We start from the raw sequence: 15,687 nt of genomic DNA on the forward strand, positions 1-15,687 counted from the left end.
AAAACTTGCTGTTTGCTTGATGCCCTATCATAACTGTGACAGCTAGACAGTAATAAGCCGCAATCGCGACGAATTGGAGACCTCATGGATTATGAAAAGCTCGTTCCCACCATGCGCAAGCTGGCGCTCGAAGCCGGTGACCGAATCATGGAAATCTATGATGGCCCCGATTTCGAGATCAAATCCAAATCCGATGACAGCCCTGTCACGGCGGCGGATGAAGCGGCCGACAAGATCATCTCGGACGGGCTGCGCGCGGCCTTCCCCGATGTAGCGCTGGTGACCGAAGAGCAGGCTACAAGCCATAATCTGGAGGTTTCGACCTTCCTCATCGTCGATCCGCTCGACGGCACTAAAGAGTTCATCAAACGTCGCGGCGAGTTCACCGTAAATATTGCCTATGTCGAGAATGGCGTGCCGAAGGCGGGTATTGTCTATGCGCCTGCCATCAAGCGTCTCTTCTATACGCTGGCCGATGGGCGCTCGGTCGAGGAGAAGGGCAGCTTCGACAAGGATCAGCCGGGCGAGTTGAGCCCGATTGCCGTCTCCACCCCCGATAACCGCGCTCTGATGGTCGTGGCCTCAAAATCGCACCGCGATCAGGCCACCGACGACTATATCGGCCAGTATGGCGTGAAGGACATGACCTCGGCGGGCTCCTCGCTGAAATTCTGCCTGGTGGCCACAGGCGAGGCAGATCTCTATCCGCGCCTCGGCCCGACTATGGAATGGGATACGGCGGCAGGTGACGCGGTCCTGCGCGGCGCGGGTGGCCTCATGGTCACCTTCGACGAGCACAAGACCTTCGTCTATGGCAAGGACGGCTTCCGCAATCCCTTCTTCATCGCCTATGCTCCGGGCGTTCTGCTGGTAAAATAATGTCGACCCTTATCGTTATTCCGGCGCGCTACGCGTCGACCCGCTATCCGGCCAAGCCGCTGGTGGCGCTGACCGGCTCGACCGGCGAGAAAAAGACCCTGATCCGCCGGAGCTGGGACGCGGCCATGTCGGTGGAAGGCGACCTGCGGGTCGTGGTGGCCACTGACGACGACCGGATCAAGGCCGAGGCCGAGAGCTTTGGCGCCGAGGTCGTGATGACCTCGCCCGAGTGCCGCAATGGCACCGAGCGATGTGCCGAGGCCCATGCCAATCTGGGTGGCGGGTTCGATTATGTGGTCAACCTGCAGGGCGATGCCCCGCTGACGCCGCCTTGGTTCATCGAGGCGCTGATCGAGGGCATCAAGGGAAGTGACCTGGATCTGGCCACACCGGTGCTGCGCTGTGAGGGCGCCATGCTCGAGGCCCTGAAGGAAGACCGCCGCAACGACCGCGTGGGCGGCACGACGGCGGTTTTCGGCGCGGCCCATCAGGCGCTTTATTTCTCGAAGGAGGTCGTTCCCTTTACCGGCCAGACCTATGCCCCCGATGCGCCGACCCCCGTCTTCCACCATGTGGGCGCCTATGCCTATCGGGCCGAAGCGTTGGCCCGCTATCCCGAATGGGAGATCGGCCCGCTCGAACAGCTTGAAGGGCTCGAGCAGCTGCGATTCCTCGAGAACGGCCATGACATCCTCTGCGTGGAGGTCGAATCGAAAGGCCGGCAGTTCTGGGAGTTGAACAACCCCTCGGATGTGGCGCGGATCGAGGCCATGATGGCCGAAATGGGACTCGCCTGACGGCTTTGGCGCATGGCGTATCGAGCCATGCGCCCCAAGATCCAGTCAAAGATCCACTGTTTTGCTTAAAATTTTCGCTACGTTAACCTGTTCATATACTGATTGATCAACGCAAAGATGGCGAAGTTCAGCCGAAGGTTCCATATGCTAACTTGATTAATCGGTAAATCTCAACACATTGAACAACAGAGCCGGCCGGTAGCCGCGACAGAATCGCAATCGCGCCGGATTAATTTATGCGCACACGCAGACTTGTTTGGAACCAAACTCCGTGTGTAGCATTGAGTAACATGCATTGGGTGCAGCTCCGCACTCGGATAACAAAAAAGGTGCTTGATGACACGCAAGGTCACTAAAGCTGTCTTTCCCGTGGCAGGTCTTGGAACCCGATTCCTGCCAGCGACCAAATCCATTCCGAAAGAAATTCTTACGCTGGTTGACCGCCCACTGATCCAGTATGCGATCGACGAGGCGCGTGCTGCAGGCATCACCGAATTCATCTTCGTCACCTCGCGCGGCAAGTCCGCGCTCGAGGATTACTTCGACGACGCCCCCGAGCTCGACGCCTCGCTGCGCGCCAAGGGCAAGACCGCAATCCTCGAGGAACTCGAGAAAACGAACATGCCGTCGGGCGCCATCGCCTATGTCCGCCAGCGTCGCGCGCTGGGTCTGGGCCACGCTGTCTGGTGCGCACGCCGCATGATCGGCGACGAGCCCTTTGCCGTCATCTTGACCGATGACGTAATCGCCGCGGACAAACCCTGTCTCGCGCAGATGATCGAGGCCTATAACGAGAATCCCGGCAACTATGTGGCCGCGATGGAAGTACCGAACTCGAAGATCTCGTCCTACGGTGTGCTTGATTGCGATCAGGTGAACAGCACGACCTATAAGGTCAATGGCATGGTGGAGAAACCGCCGGCGGAAGAAGCGCCGTCCAATCTCGCTGTAATCGGCCGCTATATCCTGACGCCCGAGATCCTGAACAATATCGACGCCGCAATCGAATCGAAGACCACCGGCGCCGGTGGCGAGTACCAGCTGACCGACGCGATCGCGCAGGAAATCGAAGCCGGCAATCCGGTCTATGGCTACCGCTTCAACGGCCAGCGCTTCGATTGCGGCTCCAAAGCGGGCTTCCTGCAGGCCACCGTGGCCTTTGGCTTGGCGCGCGACGACCTCAAGGACGAATTCGCGGAATATCTCGGCGATGTCATGACCATGCGGGCTGCTGCCGAATAATATGACGAAACATGTTCTTGTGACGGGTGGTGCGGGCTATGTCGGCTCGCATGCCTGTAAAGCTCTCCAGCAGGCGGGCTATGTCCCCGTCTGTTTCGACAATCTTTCCACCGGCTGGAAAGAGGCCGTCAAATTCGGTCCTCTCGAAGTCGGCGATCTTCATGACCGGGCCCGCCTTGACGAGGTAATCGCCAAATACCAGCCTGTCGCCGTGATGCATTTCGCGGCGCTCTCGCTCGTTGGCGAGTCGATGAAGAACCCTTCGAAATACTGGGCGACCAATGTGAATTGCGCGCTCAACCTGATCGAGGCCGCCATCGATGCGGGGATCGACAAATTCGTCTTTTCCTCGACCTGCGCGACCTATGGCGATCAGGACGGTGTGGTTCTCAATGAAGAAACCCCGCAATTCCCGATCAATGCTTATGGCGGCTCGAAACGTGCCATCGAGGATATGCTGCGCGATTTCGGCAAGAGCCACGGCTTGCGCTCGGTGATCTTCCGCTACTTCAACGTGGCCGGTGCCGATCCGGAGGCGCAGGTGGGCGAGCAACATGTGCCCGAGACCCATCTGATCCCGCTGATGCTGGATGCGATTGCCGGGAAACGCGCGGCTCTGACCGTTTTCGGCTCGGATTACGACACCCGCGACGGCACCTGCATCCGCGATTACGTCCATGTCTCGGATCTGGTCGATGCCCATGTTCTGGGGCTGAAATGGCTCGAGGAAGGCAAGCCCTCCGAGGTCTTCTGCCTTGGCACCGGCAACGGGTTCTCGGTGCGGGAAGTGATCGCGCAATCGCGCAATGTCACCAATCGCGAAGTGCCGATCACAGAGGGCGAACGCCGCGAGGGCGATGCCGCTGTTCTGGTCTCGGGGTCGGTGAAGGCCAAGGATGTCCTTGGCTGGGAGCCCAAACGCGCCGAGCTGGAAACCATGATTGCCGATGCATGGCGCTGGCATCAGGCGCCGGAATATGCAGAATAATTCCTGACCCAGTCAGGAGTGCTGTCCGATGCAGACCCACACGCTCTGGTCTGCATACCGGTTGCGACAAAAACGACGGAACGCCCTTCTGCGCGCCTATCTGGCGCGCAGAAAATTGTCGCCGCCCACGCGCGCATTTACCGCCGGCCCGGATGACATCCGGCTGTTCTGCTGTTTGCGCAACGAGATGGAGCGCCTCCCCGATTTCCTGAAACATTACCGCCGTCTCGGGGTGCGCCATTTTCTCATGGTGGATAACGGGTCGGATGATGACAGCGCCGCCTATCTGGCCGCCCAACCCGACGTCTGGCTGTGGCAGACACGTGCGAGCTACCGCGATGCCCGTTTCGGTATGGACTGGATCAACGGGCTTCTTCTGGCCCATGGGCAGGGCGCATGGTGTCTGACGGTGGATGCCGACGAGCTTCTTGTCTATCCCGACCATGACACAACCCCCCTCCCCGCGCTGACCCGCCAGCTCGATGCGGCTGGCCAGGACGTGATGGCGGCGCTGATGCTGGATCTCTATCCCGAAGGCCCGCTGTCTGGTGCCTTGTCGCTCGATGATCTTACCGCATTCGACGCATGGGGCTATGATTGGGAATATCAGCCCCGCTATGGAAACATCTCGATCCGTGGTGGCCCCCGCAAGCGGTGCTTCTTCCGTGAGAGGCCCGATCATGCGCCCCATCTGCACAAAACACCGCTGCTGCGCTGGCACTGGCGCTATGCCTATCTCAGCTCGACCCATCTTCTGCTGCCGCGCCGCCTGAACCGCGGTTTCGATCCACGGCATGGACTGATGACAGGTGCCCTTCTGCATAGCAAGTTTCTGGCCTCGTCGATGGATCGCGCCCGCGAGGACCAGCATCGCAAGCAGCATTTCACCCATGTCGAGAATTACACCCGGTATTACGACGCCCTGACCGATGACCCGATTCTTGCAGGACCGCCAACCGCCACGGGCCCCACGGCCGCGCATCTCGAGGCTCTGGGCCTGATCACGCGCGGCAGCAGGGGCACAAAATCCGATGAAACCACAGCTAATTAACCACGAATTATTTACCCCCACCGCGAGATGGCCTAGCGTGACCGCACCCGGTCAACCCGCCATCAGACGACAGATGCCATGGTAAAATATTGGCCCGTTAATCCTGTTGAAAAGAAGATCGGGCAATAAAGCCACATGCGGGCGCGAGTGATTGAGTGACAGTCAGGCAACTTTATAAATTACGTCTGGAACGCAAGAAGTTCCTGTTCCGTGCGTTCCGCAAACGCCGCGAGCTGCGCTCTGTTGCCGATAGAACCCGCGCGATCCGTCCCGATGATATCCTCGTGTTCGTGACCCTGCGCAACGAGCGTATCCGCCTGCCCTATTTCCTGCGCTACTATCGCGAGATGGGCTGCCATCATTTCATCATGGTCGATAACGGCTCGGATGACGGCTCACGCGAATATCTCGCGGCCCAGCCCGATGTCTCTCTCTGGCGCACCGATGCGAGCTACCGGCGCTCGCGCTTCGGGATGGACTGGATCAACCATCTACTGCGCCGCTATGGCACAGGGCATTGGTGCCTGACCGTCGATCCCGACGAATTCTTTATCTTCCCCTTCTGCGATACCCGCACGATCGATGCGCTGACCGACTGGCTTGATACCTACGAGATCCCGCATTTTCCGGCGATGCTGCTGGATATGTATCCCAAGGGTCGGCTCGAGGATCAGCCCTATCAGGAGGGCCAGAACCCGTTCGATATCGCCTGCTGGTTCGATAGCGGCAATTACACGATCAGCAAGAACCATCTGCACCAGAACCTGTGGATACAGGGCGGGCCACGCGCGCGGAAATTCTTTGCCGACGCCCCCGATCAGGCACCCTCGCTCAACAAGATCCCGCTGATCCGCTGGCAGAAGCACTACGTCTATCTCAGCTCGACCCATATGGCCCTGCCCCGCAACCTGAACCTGACCTATGATGAATGGGGCGGCGAACGGACCTCAGGCTGCCTGCTCCATGCCAAATTCCTGTCGGTTCTCAACGACAAGGTCGAGGAAGAGATCACCCGCAAACAGCATTATTCGGGCTCGCGCGAATATAAGGCCTATGCCGAAGTGCTGGCCGATGACGGCGAGCTGTGGTGCCGCTGGTCCGAAAAATACATCAACTGGCGCCAGCTGGAAATTCTGGGCCTGATGTCCAAGGGGAACTGGGCATGAGCGTGGGCTTTGTCATGATGTGCCACACGGCACTCGACCGCGCGGCGGAGGTCGCCCGCCACTGGGCGGTGCAGGATGCTCCTGTGGTCATCCATGTCGACAAACGCGTCTCCGCCTCGGCCTATGATGGCATGGTCAAGGCGCTTGCCGAGTTTCCGCATGTCTCGTTCTGCGAGCGCTTCGCCTGTGAATGGGGCACATGGTCGCTGGTAGCCGCGGCGCAGGCGGGGGCCGAGCAGATGCTCGACCGCCACGCAGACGCCCGCCATGTCTATCTGGCCTCTGGCTCCTGCCTGCCGCTGCGCCCGCTCGACGAGCTACGCGCCTTCCTTGATGCCCGTCCCTGGACCGATTTCATCGAGTCGGTCACCACATCAGAGGTCGGCTGGACACAGGGCGGGCTGGATATGGAACGCTTCACATTGCGCTTCCCCTTCTCGTGGCGCAAACACCGCCGCCTCTTCGATGATTACGTCGCCCTCCAGCGCCGGCTGGGTGTGAACCGCAAGCTTCCCGAAGGGCTCGTGCCGCATATGGGCAGCCAATGGTGGTGTCTGACCCGCAAGACCCTGACCGCGATCCTCAAAGATAAGGACCGTGCCATCTATGACCGCTACTTCAAGAAGGTCTGGATCCCCGACGAGAGCTATTTCCAGTCGCTCGCCCGCATCTATGCCACCTCCATCGAAAGCCGCTCGCTCACCCTGACCAAATTCGATTTTCAGGGCAAACCGCATATCTTCTACGATGACCACCTGCAGCTTCTGCGCCGCTCGGACTGTTTCATGGCGCGCAAGATCTGGCCCAAGGCGGACCGGCTCTATTCGACCTTCCTGCGTGTCAAGAAACCCGCCGAGAAGATTGCCGAGCCGAACCCGTCCAAGATCGACCGGCTGTTTACCAAAGCGGTTGAACGCCGGACGCGCGGTCGACCCGGCCTCTATATGCAGTCGCGTTTTCCGCATCGCGACCACGAGAACGGCAAGACCGCTGGCCCCTATTCGCTGTTTCAGGGGTTCTCCGACCTTTACGAGAATTTCGAGGGCTGGCTGTCGAAACATGTGGCCGGACGCGTGCACGGGCGGCTTTTTGCGCCTTGGGGGGTGGAGTTTGCGGGCCGTGACCCGATGTTCAACGGCTGCCTGCCCGCCAATAAGGAGATCCGTGACCATGCTCCGCAGGCCTTCCTGACCAACCTGCTCTGGAACGCGCGCGGCGAGCGGCAGTGTTTCATGATGAGCGCCAAGGACAATCAGGCGCTTGGCTGGTTCACCGCAACCGATCCCAATGCGCAGATCTCGATCATCACGGGCGCCTGGGCCATCCCGCTTTTCCGCTCGACCGAACCCTTTTCGGTGGTGCGCAAAGAGGCCGCATGGCTGCAGAAGAACGAGCTGGCCGAGCTGGAGATCCTGCGGTCTATGTATGTGAAGGCACGGGTGCGGTTCTGGAACCTGCAGGAATATCTGGAAAATCCGACCGAGCATATGCAGACCATCATCGACGAGATCAGCCCGCGCTCGGCGCGCCGCATCACCGAGATGCCACAGATGGTGGACCTGACCGGCTTCGGGCAATTCCTGCAGAACCTCAAGAACCAAGGCATGCAGCCGCAACTGATGGGGGATTTCTCTATCGTGAGTTCTCCCGACTCCCTGACATCGCGCCGCAAGCGCGCTCCATTATTGAAGTGATCCTATGGCAAATTTCGAAAGCTTCGTCATTCTGGCCGAGATGCGCACCGGCTCCAACCTGCTGGAAGCGGCCATCAATATGCTGCCCGATACCCATTGCCATGGCGAGGCCTTCAACCCTGTCCTGATTGGCTATCCCAACAAGGCCGAACTGTTGGGCGTCAGCAAGGCCACGCGCGATGCCGACCCCAAGGAGCTGTGGAAAAAGATCCGCAAGGCGCCGGGTCTGAACGGCTGCCGCTATTTCCACGAACATGATCCGCGCGTGCTCGGGCCGATGCTCAACGACCCCAAATGCGCCAAGATCGTGCTGACCCGCAATCCGATCGAAAGCTATGTCAGCCTGAAGATCGCGCGCTCGACCGGTCAGTGGAAGCTTGGCGATGCCAAGCACCGCCGCGTGGCACAAGCCGAGTTTGATGCGGTGGAATTCGAGGACCATCTCGAGGCACTGCAGAATTTCCAGATCAAGATAATGAACGCGCTTCAGGTCTCGGGCCAGAGCGCCTTCTATATCGATTACGAGGATGCGCAGGATATCGAGGTGCTCAACGGATTGGCCAAATGGCTGGGCGTGGCCGATGGCCCCGATGCCCTACCCGACAGTCTGGTCGTGCAGAATCCCGAAGGGTTGGAGGAGAAGGTCACGAATTTCGCGCAGATGGAGGCCTCACTCGCCCGTCTGGACCGGTTCAACCTCTCACGCACCCCCAATTTCGAGCCCCGCCGCGGGCCGAATGTGCCGGGTTTCATCGGGACCAGCTCCGGCAAGGCCGGCCTGCTTTATATGCCGCTACGCCCTGCCTCCGATGTGGAGCTGCGCGGCTGGATGGGGACATTGGGCGACATCACCGAAGGTTTCTCGCAAAAGACCCTGCGACAGTGGAAACGCCAGACCCCGCAGCATCGTAGCTTCACCGTGTTGCGCCATCCGGTGATGCGGGTGCATCTGGCCTTTATCGCTCTCCTGGATTGGGACAATTTCGCCCAGACCCGCGAGGCGCTGCGCATGACCTACAAACTGCCCTTGCCCAAGGACGGACAGTCGCTCGATCTGACGGCCCATCGCGCTGCCTTGCTGGAGTTTGCGCTCTGGTTGAAATCCAGCCTCAACAGTCAGACCAGCCTGCCTGTGCACCAGCTCTGGGCGAGCCAGTCGACCATGCTGCAGGCCTTTGCCAGCTTTGCTACGCCAGACCTGCTGGTGCGCGAGGACCGGATGGCCACGGACCTGCCCTATCTCCTGAAAACGGTGGGGCTGGACAGCAAAGCGCCCCTGCCGGTGTCCGATCAGGGGCGTGTCGCCTTGGCCGACCTTTATTCGGCAGAGCTGGAACAGGCGGTGAAAGACGCCTATTCCCGTGATTACATGCAGTTCGGCTTCACCGACTGGACGGACTAGGCCGCAAGCCCATGCGTGGTGGTCAATACGCCATGCAGGGCAGCCGGATCGGTGTTGGAGCGCAGTTTTTTGCAGGTGTCTTCATTGCGCATCGTGCGCGACACGAGCGCCAACGCTTTCAGGTGGTCCACGCCCGAGCTTTTGGGTGCCAGAAGGCCAAAGACCAGATCCACAGGCTGGCGGTCCACCGCATCGAAATCGAGCGGTTTTTCCAGACGCATGAACACGCCCACAACGTGATCCAGCCCGTGCAGACGCGCATGCGGCAGCGCGACACCATGGCCCACACCGGTCGGCCCTAGGCTTTCGCGCTCCTGCAGCGCATCCACGATAACCGCGGCATCAAGCCCGTAAGCCTGTGCCGCGATATCTGCCAGATCCTGAAACAGACGCTTTTTGCTAGCCACATTGGCAACCGCGCGAACGGCTGACGGGCGAAGCAGAGAGGATAGATCCATCGGTCCTTTTTCCGCGCCTTTCGGAGATCAGGCGCTTACTTGCTGTGACGGGGGTCAATCCAGCCAATATTGCCATCTTCACGCTGATAGACAACATTAACCCCGCCATGTTTTTCGTTGCGGAAGACCAAAAGCGGCTTATGGGCGAGCTCCATCTGCATCACCGCATCACCGACAGAGAGGGTCTGAACCCGCGTCTCCATCTCCGCCACGATCATGGGCGCATCGCCCCCTTCCGCACCGGTCGATTCGTCTTCCTCTTCCGGTGCCAGCACATAAAGCCCTGCCGCTTCGAATTCAACTGCGGTGGTGCGTGCCGCCTGATGGTCTTTCAGCCGGCGCTTATGGCGGCGCAGCTGTTTATCCATTTTTTCCTGAAGGGCGTCGAAGGCAGCATAGACCTCGGTCGCTACGCCTTTGGCCTGCGCAGTCAGACCCGTGGACAGGTGCACGGTCGCTTCGCAGATATACTCATGCGCGTTTTTCGAAAACACGACGGTGGCATCGGTCGGTCGTTGAGAATATTTCTCGACCGTGCTGCCCAGCTCGGTTTTGACATGGGTCTGCAGAGCTTCACCGATATCAAGCTGTTTGCCGCTAATTTGGTAACGCATGGCGTCTCCTTCCTTTATGACTGACCAACGGTGCTCGGCACCATATTTACAGTCGGTTAAATTCTGTGAGGGGGCACACCTTTCCTGCTCGTTCCCGACATCGGGCAAGGAAAAAAGCGGACCGGGCAGCCACCGTGAGGGCTGCGCAAAGCATCGGGAATATGATGACCAGATCACGCATTTGATTACATTTGGGAACGATCCCAAGGGGAAGTCAACGGGTGATCGTCGCCGCATTGCAGCACATGACAGCCATGTGACGGCACGTTCTTACGGCCTCACATCGCTGTAAAATCCGCCAGTTACTGGAAGCGGAAATCCTGACCGAGATAGACGCGACGGACGTCCTCGTTATTGACGACCTCTTCCGTCGTGCCCGACATGAGCACCTGACCATCGTGCAGGATGTAGGCGCGATCAACGATTTCAAGTGTTTCACGCACGTTATGATCGGTGATCAGCACCCCGATGCCACGCTCTTTCAACTGCGCCACCAGATGGCGGATATCGCCCACCGCGATCGGGTCGACGCCCGCGAAGGGCTCGTCGAGCAGCAGATATTTCGGGTCCGCTGCGAGGCAGCGCGCGATTTCGCAGCGGCGGCGTTCGCCCCCCGAAAGCGCCAGAGCGGGCGAATTGCGCAGATGTTCGATCGAGAAATCGCTTAGCAATTCCTCGAGCCGTTCACGGCGGCGGTGACGGTCCTCCACCGCTATTTCCAAAACGGCCATAATATTTTGCTCGACCGTCAACCCGCGGAAGATCGACGCTTCCTGCGGAAGATAGCCGATTCCGAATCGCGCGCGGCGATACATGGGCAGACCGGTCACGTTGCGACCATCAATGCTCACCTGCCCCGCATCCGGCGTGATCAGCCCCGCGATATTGTAAAAACAGGTGGTCTTGCCCGAACCGTTTGGGCCTAGCAGCGCTACCACCTCGCCACGGTTCAGCCGCAGCGACACATCACGCAGAACCACCTTCTTGCGGTAGCCCTTGCGCAGATTGGTTACGCTCAGCCCATGGCTGGCCGGTTCGAGTGCTGCGTCCATCATTGCCCCCCGGGCGCCAGAATCGTGCGCACGCGCCCGTCCATCTGCCCTGTCCCGGTCGTCAGATCGACCGTCAGCTTGTTACCGGAGAGCGCGTTATCGCCTTGGGTCAGCAGCACATCACCCGTCATGACCAGATTGCCATTGCGCACGTCATAGACCGCATCCTGCGACTTGGCCGCATCACTCGCCGACACCAGCGTAACACCGCCTGAAGCGATCAGCCGGTTGATCTCGCTCTGCGTCTGACCGTATTCCACATGCAGTTCCGCCGCTTTCAGGCGCATATCGTCCTGCACAACGAGAACATTCCCACGGAAGACAGCCTCACCGGTCGACTGGTCGACCTGCAGACTGTCGGAGGTGATCTCCACTGGAGCCTTCGTATTCGTCGACAGCCCGCCAAAATCCACCTGTTGCGCCGCGCCAAGCGACGGGATCGCCATCGAAGCCGCCACAATGATTGCCGTCAAGATTTGCCGCATCACACCACCTTCATTCTTGGGGCTGGTATACCAGCTTCACGCCCTTGGTGAAGAGCAGATTATTGGACCCACCAGGCTCGGGCTGGGAAAGCTCCATCGCACCCGCATCGAGCACCCCCATCGGCGCCTCGCCATGCACCGCACCGGGCGAAAGGACGCGGGTCTGGTCCGTGCTGATCTCGATCAGGTCGGAGCGCATCCGGTAATCGGTCGATGTCTGCATCGCCACACCCTCGCTCAACTCTATCAGATCTTCATCGGGGCGGATCTGACCCGCCGTCGCATTGAGATCGACCACGAGCCCGGACCGTGTCTGGAGCTTGGCCACAAGCTGCTGCACCGAACTCCCGTCGCCATTTCCGGGCTGGAGAATCGCCCGCGAACCGCGCACCGAAAGGGCAGCGCCTTCTTTTGTGACACCGGCATATTCCGGCGCCACCACTTGCGGCTCACGCGCCAGTTCCTCGATATCGACATCGGAATAGGGAATGACCGTGCCCGGCTCCACCCGATGCCCGATCAGGAAGACCGACGACAGCAGAACAAGCGCCGCAAGAGGAAGCAGCGTCTTGGCCCAGGTGACCAGCATGGAATGGCGGTTGTCACGGATCATGGGGGACTGGGATTAGTGATGGAAGATATCGCTCGGCTCGTCCCATCCCAGAAGATCCAGTTGGGCACGGGCGGGCAGGAAGTCGAAACAGGCCTGGGCGAGCTGCAGACGGTCCTCGCGCACGAGACGCGGCAGAAGCCCCGCCTTCAGCTTGTGCAGATGCAGAACATCGGAGGCCGCATATTCTTTCTGCGCCTCGGTCAGAACCGGAGCGCCCCAATCGGAGCTCTGCTGCTGTTTGGAAATATCGACCCCCGCCACCTCTTGCAAAAGCAGTTTCAGGCCATGGCGGTCGGTGAAGGTGCGCACCATCTTCGAGGCGACCTTTGTACAGAACACCGGCGCAGTCACAACACCGAAGGCGTTATAAAGCGCTGCGATGTCGAACCGCGCGAAGTGGAAAAGTTTCTCGATCTCGGGATCGGCCAGCAGGGCACACAGGCGCGGGGCCTCCGTCTGCCCCTTGGCGATCTGGACCAAATGGGCGTTACCGTCGCCGCTACTGAGCTGCACGAGGCACAGGCGGTCCCTGCGCGGATCAAGCCCCATCGTTTCGGTATCAATGGCCACTACCGCGCCAAGATCCAACCCTTCCGGCAGATCTCCCTCATGCAAATGGATCGTCACGGGCAAACTCCTGTCTTTCGCCCCATATAGGCGTTTTCGGAGGAGCTTGCCAATGTAAGCCGCGCACAATGCTTGTGTGGTTTACTAGCTGGACGCGCAAGACTCGCAAATTTCCGCGCATGTCAATCATAAGGACCTGCGCCGTTCCTCAGCTATCTTGGCGGAGAATATCCGACACGAGGATGCTTTTGACGTCTTTGCCCATCACAGTGCGCGCGGTTTCCAACAGAGCCCGACGCAGTTCTGTCATCCTGTCGGTCGAAGTATAGACCCCTTCGAAACCGCCATTATTCGCATGATCGAACAGAACCTGCAGGAAGGAATCGCGCAGTCTTGGCTCGACCGCATAGACGCGCTCCGTGCCACCGACCGGCATCTCGACCGACAGCGACAGGATCACCATCGCGCGAACTCGGGTCGCATCCAGCAGGGGCACAACGAACTGGTTGTTGAGCTTGACGAATTCGGAGGTCGGCACCCCCTCCTCGCCTTCTGCGGCCTCCCCATCCTCGGCGGCGTGCTCTCCCTCGGCTGCGCCATCGCCTTCGGCGCTTGCCGTTTCCTCAGGCGGGGGCGGAGCGGGGCGCAGGAAGAAGCCTGCACCTCCGCCAATCGCAAGCCCGAGGATCACGAAGATGACCGGAAGTAACTTACCCATCTAACTCCCCTCAGAACGGCATGATGATATCGGCGATCTGCGAGCCGATCCGCGGCTGCTGCACATCCGAGATCTGTCCACGACCACCATAGGAGATCCGGGCACCTGCGATCTTGTCATAGGTAATCTCGTTCTGGCGGCTGATATCCTCGGGGCGGACATATCCGGTCACGATCAGCTCGCGCACCTCGTAATTTACCCGGACCTCCTGACTGCCCTGCACCCGCAGAACGCCATTTGGGAGCACGTCGATGATGGTTGCGGCAATCCGCAGGGTTAATTGCTCGTTGCGCGAGACATTGCCATCACCATTGAAAGACGAGCTGGAATTGGTGGAAACCGCGCTATCCATACTCGCGCCATCCGGCAGCGCCTTGTTGATTTGCTCCGGGATACCGAAGAGCGACGGAATGCCCATCGACTGCGATTCGGACCGGCTACGATCGCTCGAATTCGAGAAATTGGCGCTATCGTCGATCTCGATAACCACCGTCATGATATCGCCTTTGCGCGCAGCGCGACGGTCGCCCAGAAGCGATTTCGGCGTTCCCGACCAGAGCGACGCTTGCGATACCGGCGAACGGTCTTCGGGCAATTCCGGCATCGGGATCGTGTTCATGGCAAAATATTCATTCGTATTCTCGACCGGCGTCAGATCCGGCGTCCGACCGACTTCGCCAAGACGCTGGCAGCCAAGGATCGAAAGGGTCATCAAAAGAAGGGTCAGGCGGCGCATAACAATCAGTCCTTGTTCACATAGGCGGTTCCATCCGCCGAAATCGTGGCCGAAACGGTGGTGCGGGAAGAGACATTCATCACGCGGATACTGTCTCCGATAGCCGCGCGCTCGAGCGCACGCCCTTCTGTAATAATCGTCAGAGAGCCGCGGTTATAAGCGAGCGATACGGTCTGATTCCGCTCGATAATCGCTGGCGCGCTCAAATGTTCTGGACGGATCGGACGACCGGCATAGATCGCGACACGGGTCTCGAGCCCGACGGCATCGATAGGATCAACGATGGCGCCCGGCACATCCATATCGGCAATCCCGAGATCTTCGGGGGCAAGCACCGTCTGCGCCCGTAACGTGCGCGTCGCCACCACCACCTCTGCCTGAAGGCCGGTTGCGGTGACCGCCGCCAGGACCGCGAGAAACGGAAGAAGGCTACGCATCAGCGCACCTGTACCGTCGCACTCAGGATCTGGTCGGCTGCCGAAATAACCTTGGAATTCAACTCGTAACCTCGTTGCGCCTTGATCAGCTCGGTGATCTCACGCACGGGATCGACGGAGCTCTCTTCCAGATAGCCCTGACGCAAAGTCCCCAGACCATCCTGACCCGGCTCACCTACAACCGGCGGACCGGAGGCGCCCGTCTCGAGGAAGAGGTTCGACCCGATCGCCTCGAGGCCCTTTTTGTTGGTGAAGTTGGCAAGGGTCAGCTGCCCCATCATCTGCGGCTGAACCTGATCGCTGAAATAGGCATAGACCTCGCCGGAAGTATTGATGGCAACCGAGGTCGCATCATCGGGGATCGTGATCCCCGGAACTACGACATAGCCGTCCGAAGTGACAATCTCGCCATCTGCGGAGCGTTTTAGCCCGCCATCACGCGTATAGGCCGACACGCCCGAGGGCATCTCGACCTCGAGATACCCGATACCGTCGATTGCGACATCCAGATCGCCGCCGGTGCTCACAAGAGACCCCTGCTCGAGGATCTGCGTCACAGCCGTCGGCCGCACACCGAGACCCAGCTGCACCCCCGAGGGCACCACGGAGCCATCACTGGCACTGATCGTGCCGGGACGGGTCAATTGCTGGTAGGTCAGATCGGCAAATTCGGCACGACGGGCGTTGTAGCCGGTCGTCGACATATTCGCGAGGTTGTTCGAAATGACCTCAACACGCATCTGTTGAGCGCTCATCCCGGTGGCGGCAATCTGTAGAGCACGCATAAG

General features: G+C 59.8%; 18 protein-coding genes. 8 read left to right on the forward strand and 10 right to left on the reverse strand.

The annotated features are described in order from the left end of the window. The first annotated feature begins 84 nt into the window (after positions 1 to 84). From cysQ to WDB91_RS02460, 8 genes are all read left to right on the forward strand, one after another. Entirely contained in the window at positions 85 to 879 is a 795-nt protein-coding gene (gene cysQ, locus WDB91_RS02425) for a 3'(2'),5'-bisphosphate nucleotidase CysQ (protein WP_339113575.1), read from the forward strand. Beyond that, positions 879 to 1,676 (forward strand): manno-octulosonate cytidylyltransferase, encoded by a 798-nt coding sequence (locus tag WDB91_RS02430; RefSeq protein ID WP_339113576.1) that lies wholly within the window; start codon positions 879 to 881, stop codon positions 1,674 to 1,676. Before cysQ ends, WDB91_RS02430 begins: the two co-directional genes overlap by 1 nt. A gap of 336 nt (positions 1,677 to 2,012) precedes the next feature. Further along, the gene (gene galU / locus WDB91_RS02435) at positions 2,013 to 2,918 is read left to right on the forward strand and encodes a UTP--glucose-1-phosphate uridylyltransferase GalU (protein WP_339113577.1); all 906 of its coding nucleotides are present in this window, start codon (positions 2,013 to 2,015) and stop codon (positions 2,916 to 2,918) included. 1 nt (position 2,919) lies between these two features. Further along, positions 2,920 to 3,906, forward strand: coding sequence for a UDP-glucose 4-epimerase GalE (gene galE / locus WDB91_RS02440; RefSeq protein ID WP_339113578.1), 987 nt, complete (start codon positions 2,920 to 2,922; stop codon positions 3,904 to 3,906). Between the two features lie 28 nt (positions 3,907 to 3,934). Further along, positions 3,935 to 4,957, forward strand: coding sequence for a glycosyltransferase family 2 protein (locus WDB91_RS02445; RefSeq protein ID WP_339113579.1), 1,023 nt, complete (start codon positions 3,935 to 3,937; stop codon positions 4,955 to 4,957). A gap of 155 nt (positions 4,958 to 5,112) precedes the next feature. Beyond that, positions 5,113 to 6,123 carry a glycosyltransferase family 2 protein gene (locus tag WDB91_RS02450; protein WP_339113580.1) on the forward strand — a complete coding sequence of 337 codons (1,011 nt, stop codon included), beginning with the start codon at positions 5,113 to 5,115 and terminating at the stop codon, positions 6,121 to 6,123. After that, complete coding sequence (locus WDB91_RS02455; protein ID WP_339113581.1) at positions 6,120 to 7,817, forward strand: beta-1,6-N-acetylglucosaminyltransferase; 1,698 nt, start codon at positions 6,120 to 6,122, stop codon at positions 7,815 to 7,817. The genes WDB91_RS02450 and WDB91_RS02455 overlap by 4 nt, the downstream gene beginning before the upstream one ends. A 4-nt stretch (positions 7,818 to 7,821) precedes the next feature. Further along, the gene (locus WDB91_RS02460; protein WP_339113582.1) at positions 7,822 to 9,219 is read left to right on the forward strand and encodes a nodulation protein NodH; all 1,398 of its coding nucleotides are present in this window, start codon (positions 7,822 to 7,824) and stop codon (positions 9,217 to 9,219) included. Here WDB91_RS02460 and WDB91_RS02465 read toward each other — a convergent pair. The 10 genes from WDB91_RS02465 to flgG form a co-directional block, all read right to left on the reverse strand. Next, positions 9,216 to 9,677 (reverse strand): PTS sugar transporter subunit IIA, encoded by a 462-nt coding sequence (locus WDB91_RS02465; protein ID WP_339113583.1) that lies wholly within the window; start codon positions 9,675 to 9,677, stop codon positions 9,216 to 9,218. The two genes, WDB91_RS02460 and WDB91_RS02465, sit on opposite strands and share 4 nt — an antisense overlap. A gap of 35 nt (positions 9,678 to 9,712) precedes the next feature. After that, a complete protein-coding gene (raiA, locus tag WDB91_RS02470; protein ID WP_339113584.1) occupies positions 9,713 to 10,291 on the reverse strand; it encodes a ribosome-associated translation inhibitor RaiA in 579 nt (192 codons plus the stop codon). 302 nt (positions 10,292 to 10,593) lie between these two features. Further along, positions 10,594 to 11,346 (reverse strand): LPS export ABC transporter ATP-binding protein, encoded by a 753-nt coding sequence (gene lptB, locus WDB91_RS02475; protein WP_339113585.1) that lies wholly within the window; start codon positions 11,344 to 11,346, stop codon positions 10,594 to 10,596. Then, positions 11,343 to 11,828, reverse strand: a complete 486-nt coding sequence (gene lptA / locus WDB91_RS02480; RefSeq protein WP_339113586.1) for a lipopolysaccharide transport periplasmic protein LptA — start codon at positions 11,826 to 11,828, stop codon at positions 11,343 to 11,345. Before lptA ends, lptB begins: the two co-directional genes overlap by 4 nt. A 10-nt stretch (positions 11,829 to 11,838) precedes the next feature. Continuing rightward, a complete protein-coding gene (locus WDB91_RS02485; RefSeq protein WP_339113587.1) occupies positions 11,839 to 12,441 on the reverse strand; it encodes a hypothetical protein in 603 nt (200 codons plus the stop codon). Positions 12,442 to 12,453: 12 nt separating this feature from the next. After that, positions 12,454 to 13,068 (reverse strand): ribonuclease D, encoded by a 615-nt coding sequence (locus WDB91_RS02490; RefSeq protein WP_339113588.1) that lies wholly within the window; start codon positions 13,066 to 13,068, stop codon positions 12,454 to 12,456. A 148-nt stretch (positions 13,069 to 13,216) separates the two neighbouring features. Next, positions 13,217 to 13,726 carry a flagellar basal body-associated FliL family protein gene (locus WDB91_RS02495; RefSeq protein ID WP_339113589.1) on the reverse strand — a complete coding sequence of 170 codons (510 nt, stop codon included), beginning with the start codon at positions 13,724 to 13,726 and terminating at the stop codon, positions 13,217 to 13,219. A gap of 10 nt (positions 13,727 to 13,736) precedes the next feature. Next, positions 13,737 to 14,462, reverse strand: coding sequence for a flagellar basal body L-ring protein FlgH (gene flgH / locus WDB91_RS02500; protein ID WP_339113590.1), 726 nt, complete (start codon positions 14,460 to 14,462; stop codon positions 13,737 to 13,739). Positions 14,463 to 14,467: 5 nt separating this feature from the next. Then, positions 14,468 to 14,899, reverse strand: coding sequence for a flagellar basal body P-ring formation chaperone FlgA (flgA, locus tag WDB91_RS02505; protein ID WP_339113591.1), 432 nt, complete (start codon positions 14,897 to 14,899; stop codon positions 14,468 to 14,470). Beyond that, positions 14,899 to 15,684 carry a flagellar basal-body rod protein FlgG gene (gene flgG, locus WDB91_RS02510; protein WP_339113592.1) on the reverse strand — a complete coding sequence of 262 codons (786 nt, stop codon included), beginning with the start codon at positions 15,682 to 15,684 and terminating at the stop codon, positions 14,899 to 14,901. The genes flgA and flgG overlap by 1 nt, the downstream gene beginning before the upstream one ends. Positions 15,685 to 15,687: the final 3 nt, after the last annotated feature.

The sequence above is a fragment of the Thioclava sp. GXIMD2076 genome (assembly GCF_037949795.1).
Lineage (GTDB): Bacteria > Pseudomonadota > Alphaproteobacteria > Rhodobacterales > Rhodobacteraceae > Thioclava > Thioclava kandeliae.

What these genes read in the sequence shown, in the direction of transcription:
- cysQ (WP_339113575.1), top strand. Translation starts at nt 85, where the DNA reads ATGGATTATGAAAAGCTCGTTCCCACCATGCGCAAGCTGGCGCTCGAA.
- WDB91_RS02430 (WP_339113576.1), top strand. Translation starts at nt 879, where the DNA reads ATGTCGACCCTTATCGTTATTCCGGCGCGCTACGCGTCGACCCGCTAT.
- galU (WP_339113577.1), top strand. Translation starts at nt 2,013, where the DNA reads ATGACACGCAAGGTCACTAAAGCTGTCTTTCCCGTGGCAGGTCTTGGA.
- galE (WP_339113578.1), top strand. Translation starts at nt 2,920, where the DNA reads ATGACGAAACATGTTCTTGTGACGGGTGGTGCGGGCTATGTCGGCTCG.
- WDB91_RS02445 (WP_339113579.1), top strand. Translation starts at nt 3,935, where the DNA reads ATGCAGACCCACACGCTCTGGTCTGCATACCGGTTGCGACAAAAACGA.
- WDB91_RS02455 (WP_339113581.1), top strand. Translation starts at nt 6,120, where the DNA reads ATGAGCGTGGGCTTTGTCATGATGTGCCACACGGCACTCGACCGCGCG.
- WDB91_RS02460 (WP_339113582.1), top strand. Translation starts at nt 7,822, where the DNA reads ATGGCAAATTTCGAAAGCTTCGTCATTCTGGCCGAGATGCGCACCGGC.
- WDB91_RS02465 (WP_339113583.1), bottom strand. Translation starts at nt 9,677, where the DNA reads ATGGATCTATCCTCTCTGCTTCGCCCGTCAGCCGTTCGCGCGGTTGCC.
- raiA (WP_339113584.1), bottom strand. Translation starts at nt 10,291, where the DNA reads ATGCGTTACCAAATTAGCGGCAAACAGCTTGATATCGGTGAAGCTCTG.
- lptB (WP_339113585.1), bottom strand. Translation starts at nt 11,346, where the DNA reads ATGATGGACGCAGCACTCGAACCGGCCAGCCATGGGCTGAGCGTAACC.
- lptA (WP_339113586.1), bottom strand. Translation starts at nt 11,828, where the DNA reads ATGCGGCAAATCTTGACGGCAATCATTGTGGCGGCTTCGATGGCGATC.
- WDB91_RS02485 (WP_339113587.1), bottom strand. Translation starts at nt 12,441, where the DNA reads ATGATCCGTGACAACCGCCATTCCATGCTGGTCACCTGGGCCAAGACG.
- WDB91_RS02495 (WP_339113589.1), bottom strand. Translation starts at nt 13,726, where the DNA reads ATGGGTAAGTTACTTCCGGTCATCTTCGTGATCCTCGGGCTTGCGATT.
- flgH (WP_339113590.1), bottom strand. Translation starts at nt 14,462, where the DNA reads ATGCGCCGCCTGACCCTTCTTTTGATGACCCTTTCGATCCTTGGCTGC.
- flgA (WP_339113591.1), bottom strand. Translation starts at nt 14,899, where the DNA reads ATGCGTAGCCTTCTTCCGTTTCTCGCGGTCCTGGCGGCGGTCACCGCA.
- flgG (WP_339113592.1), bottom strand. Translation starts at nt 15,684, where the DNA reads ATGCGTGCTCTACAGATTGCCGCCACCGGGATGAGCGCTCAACAGATG.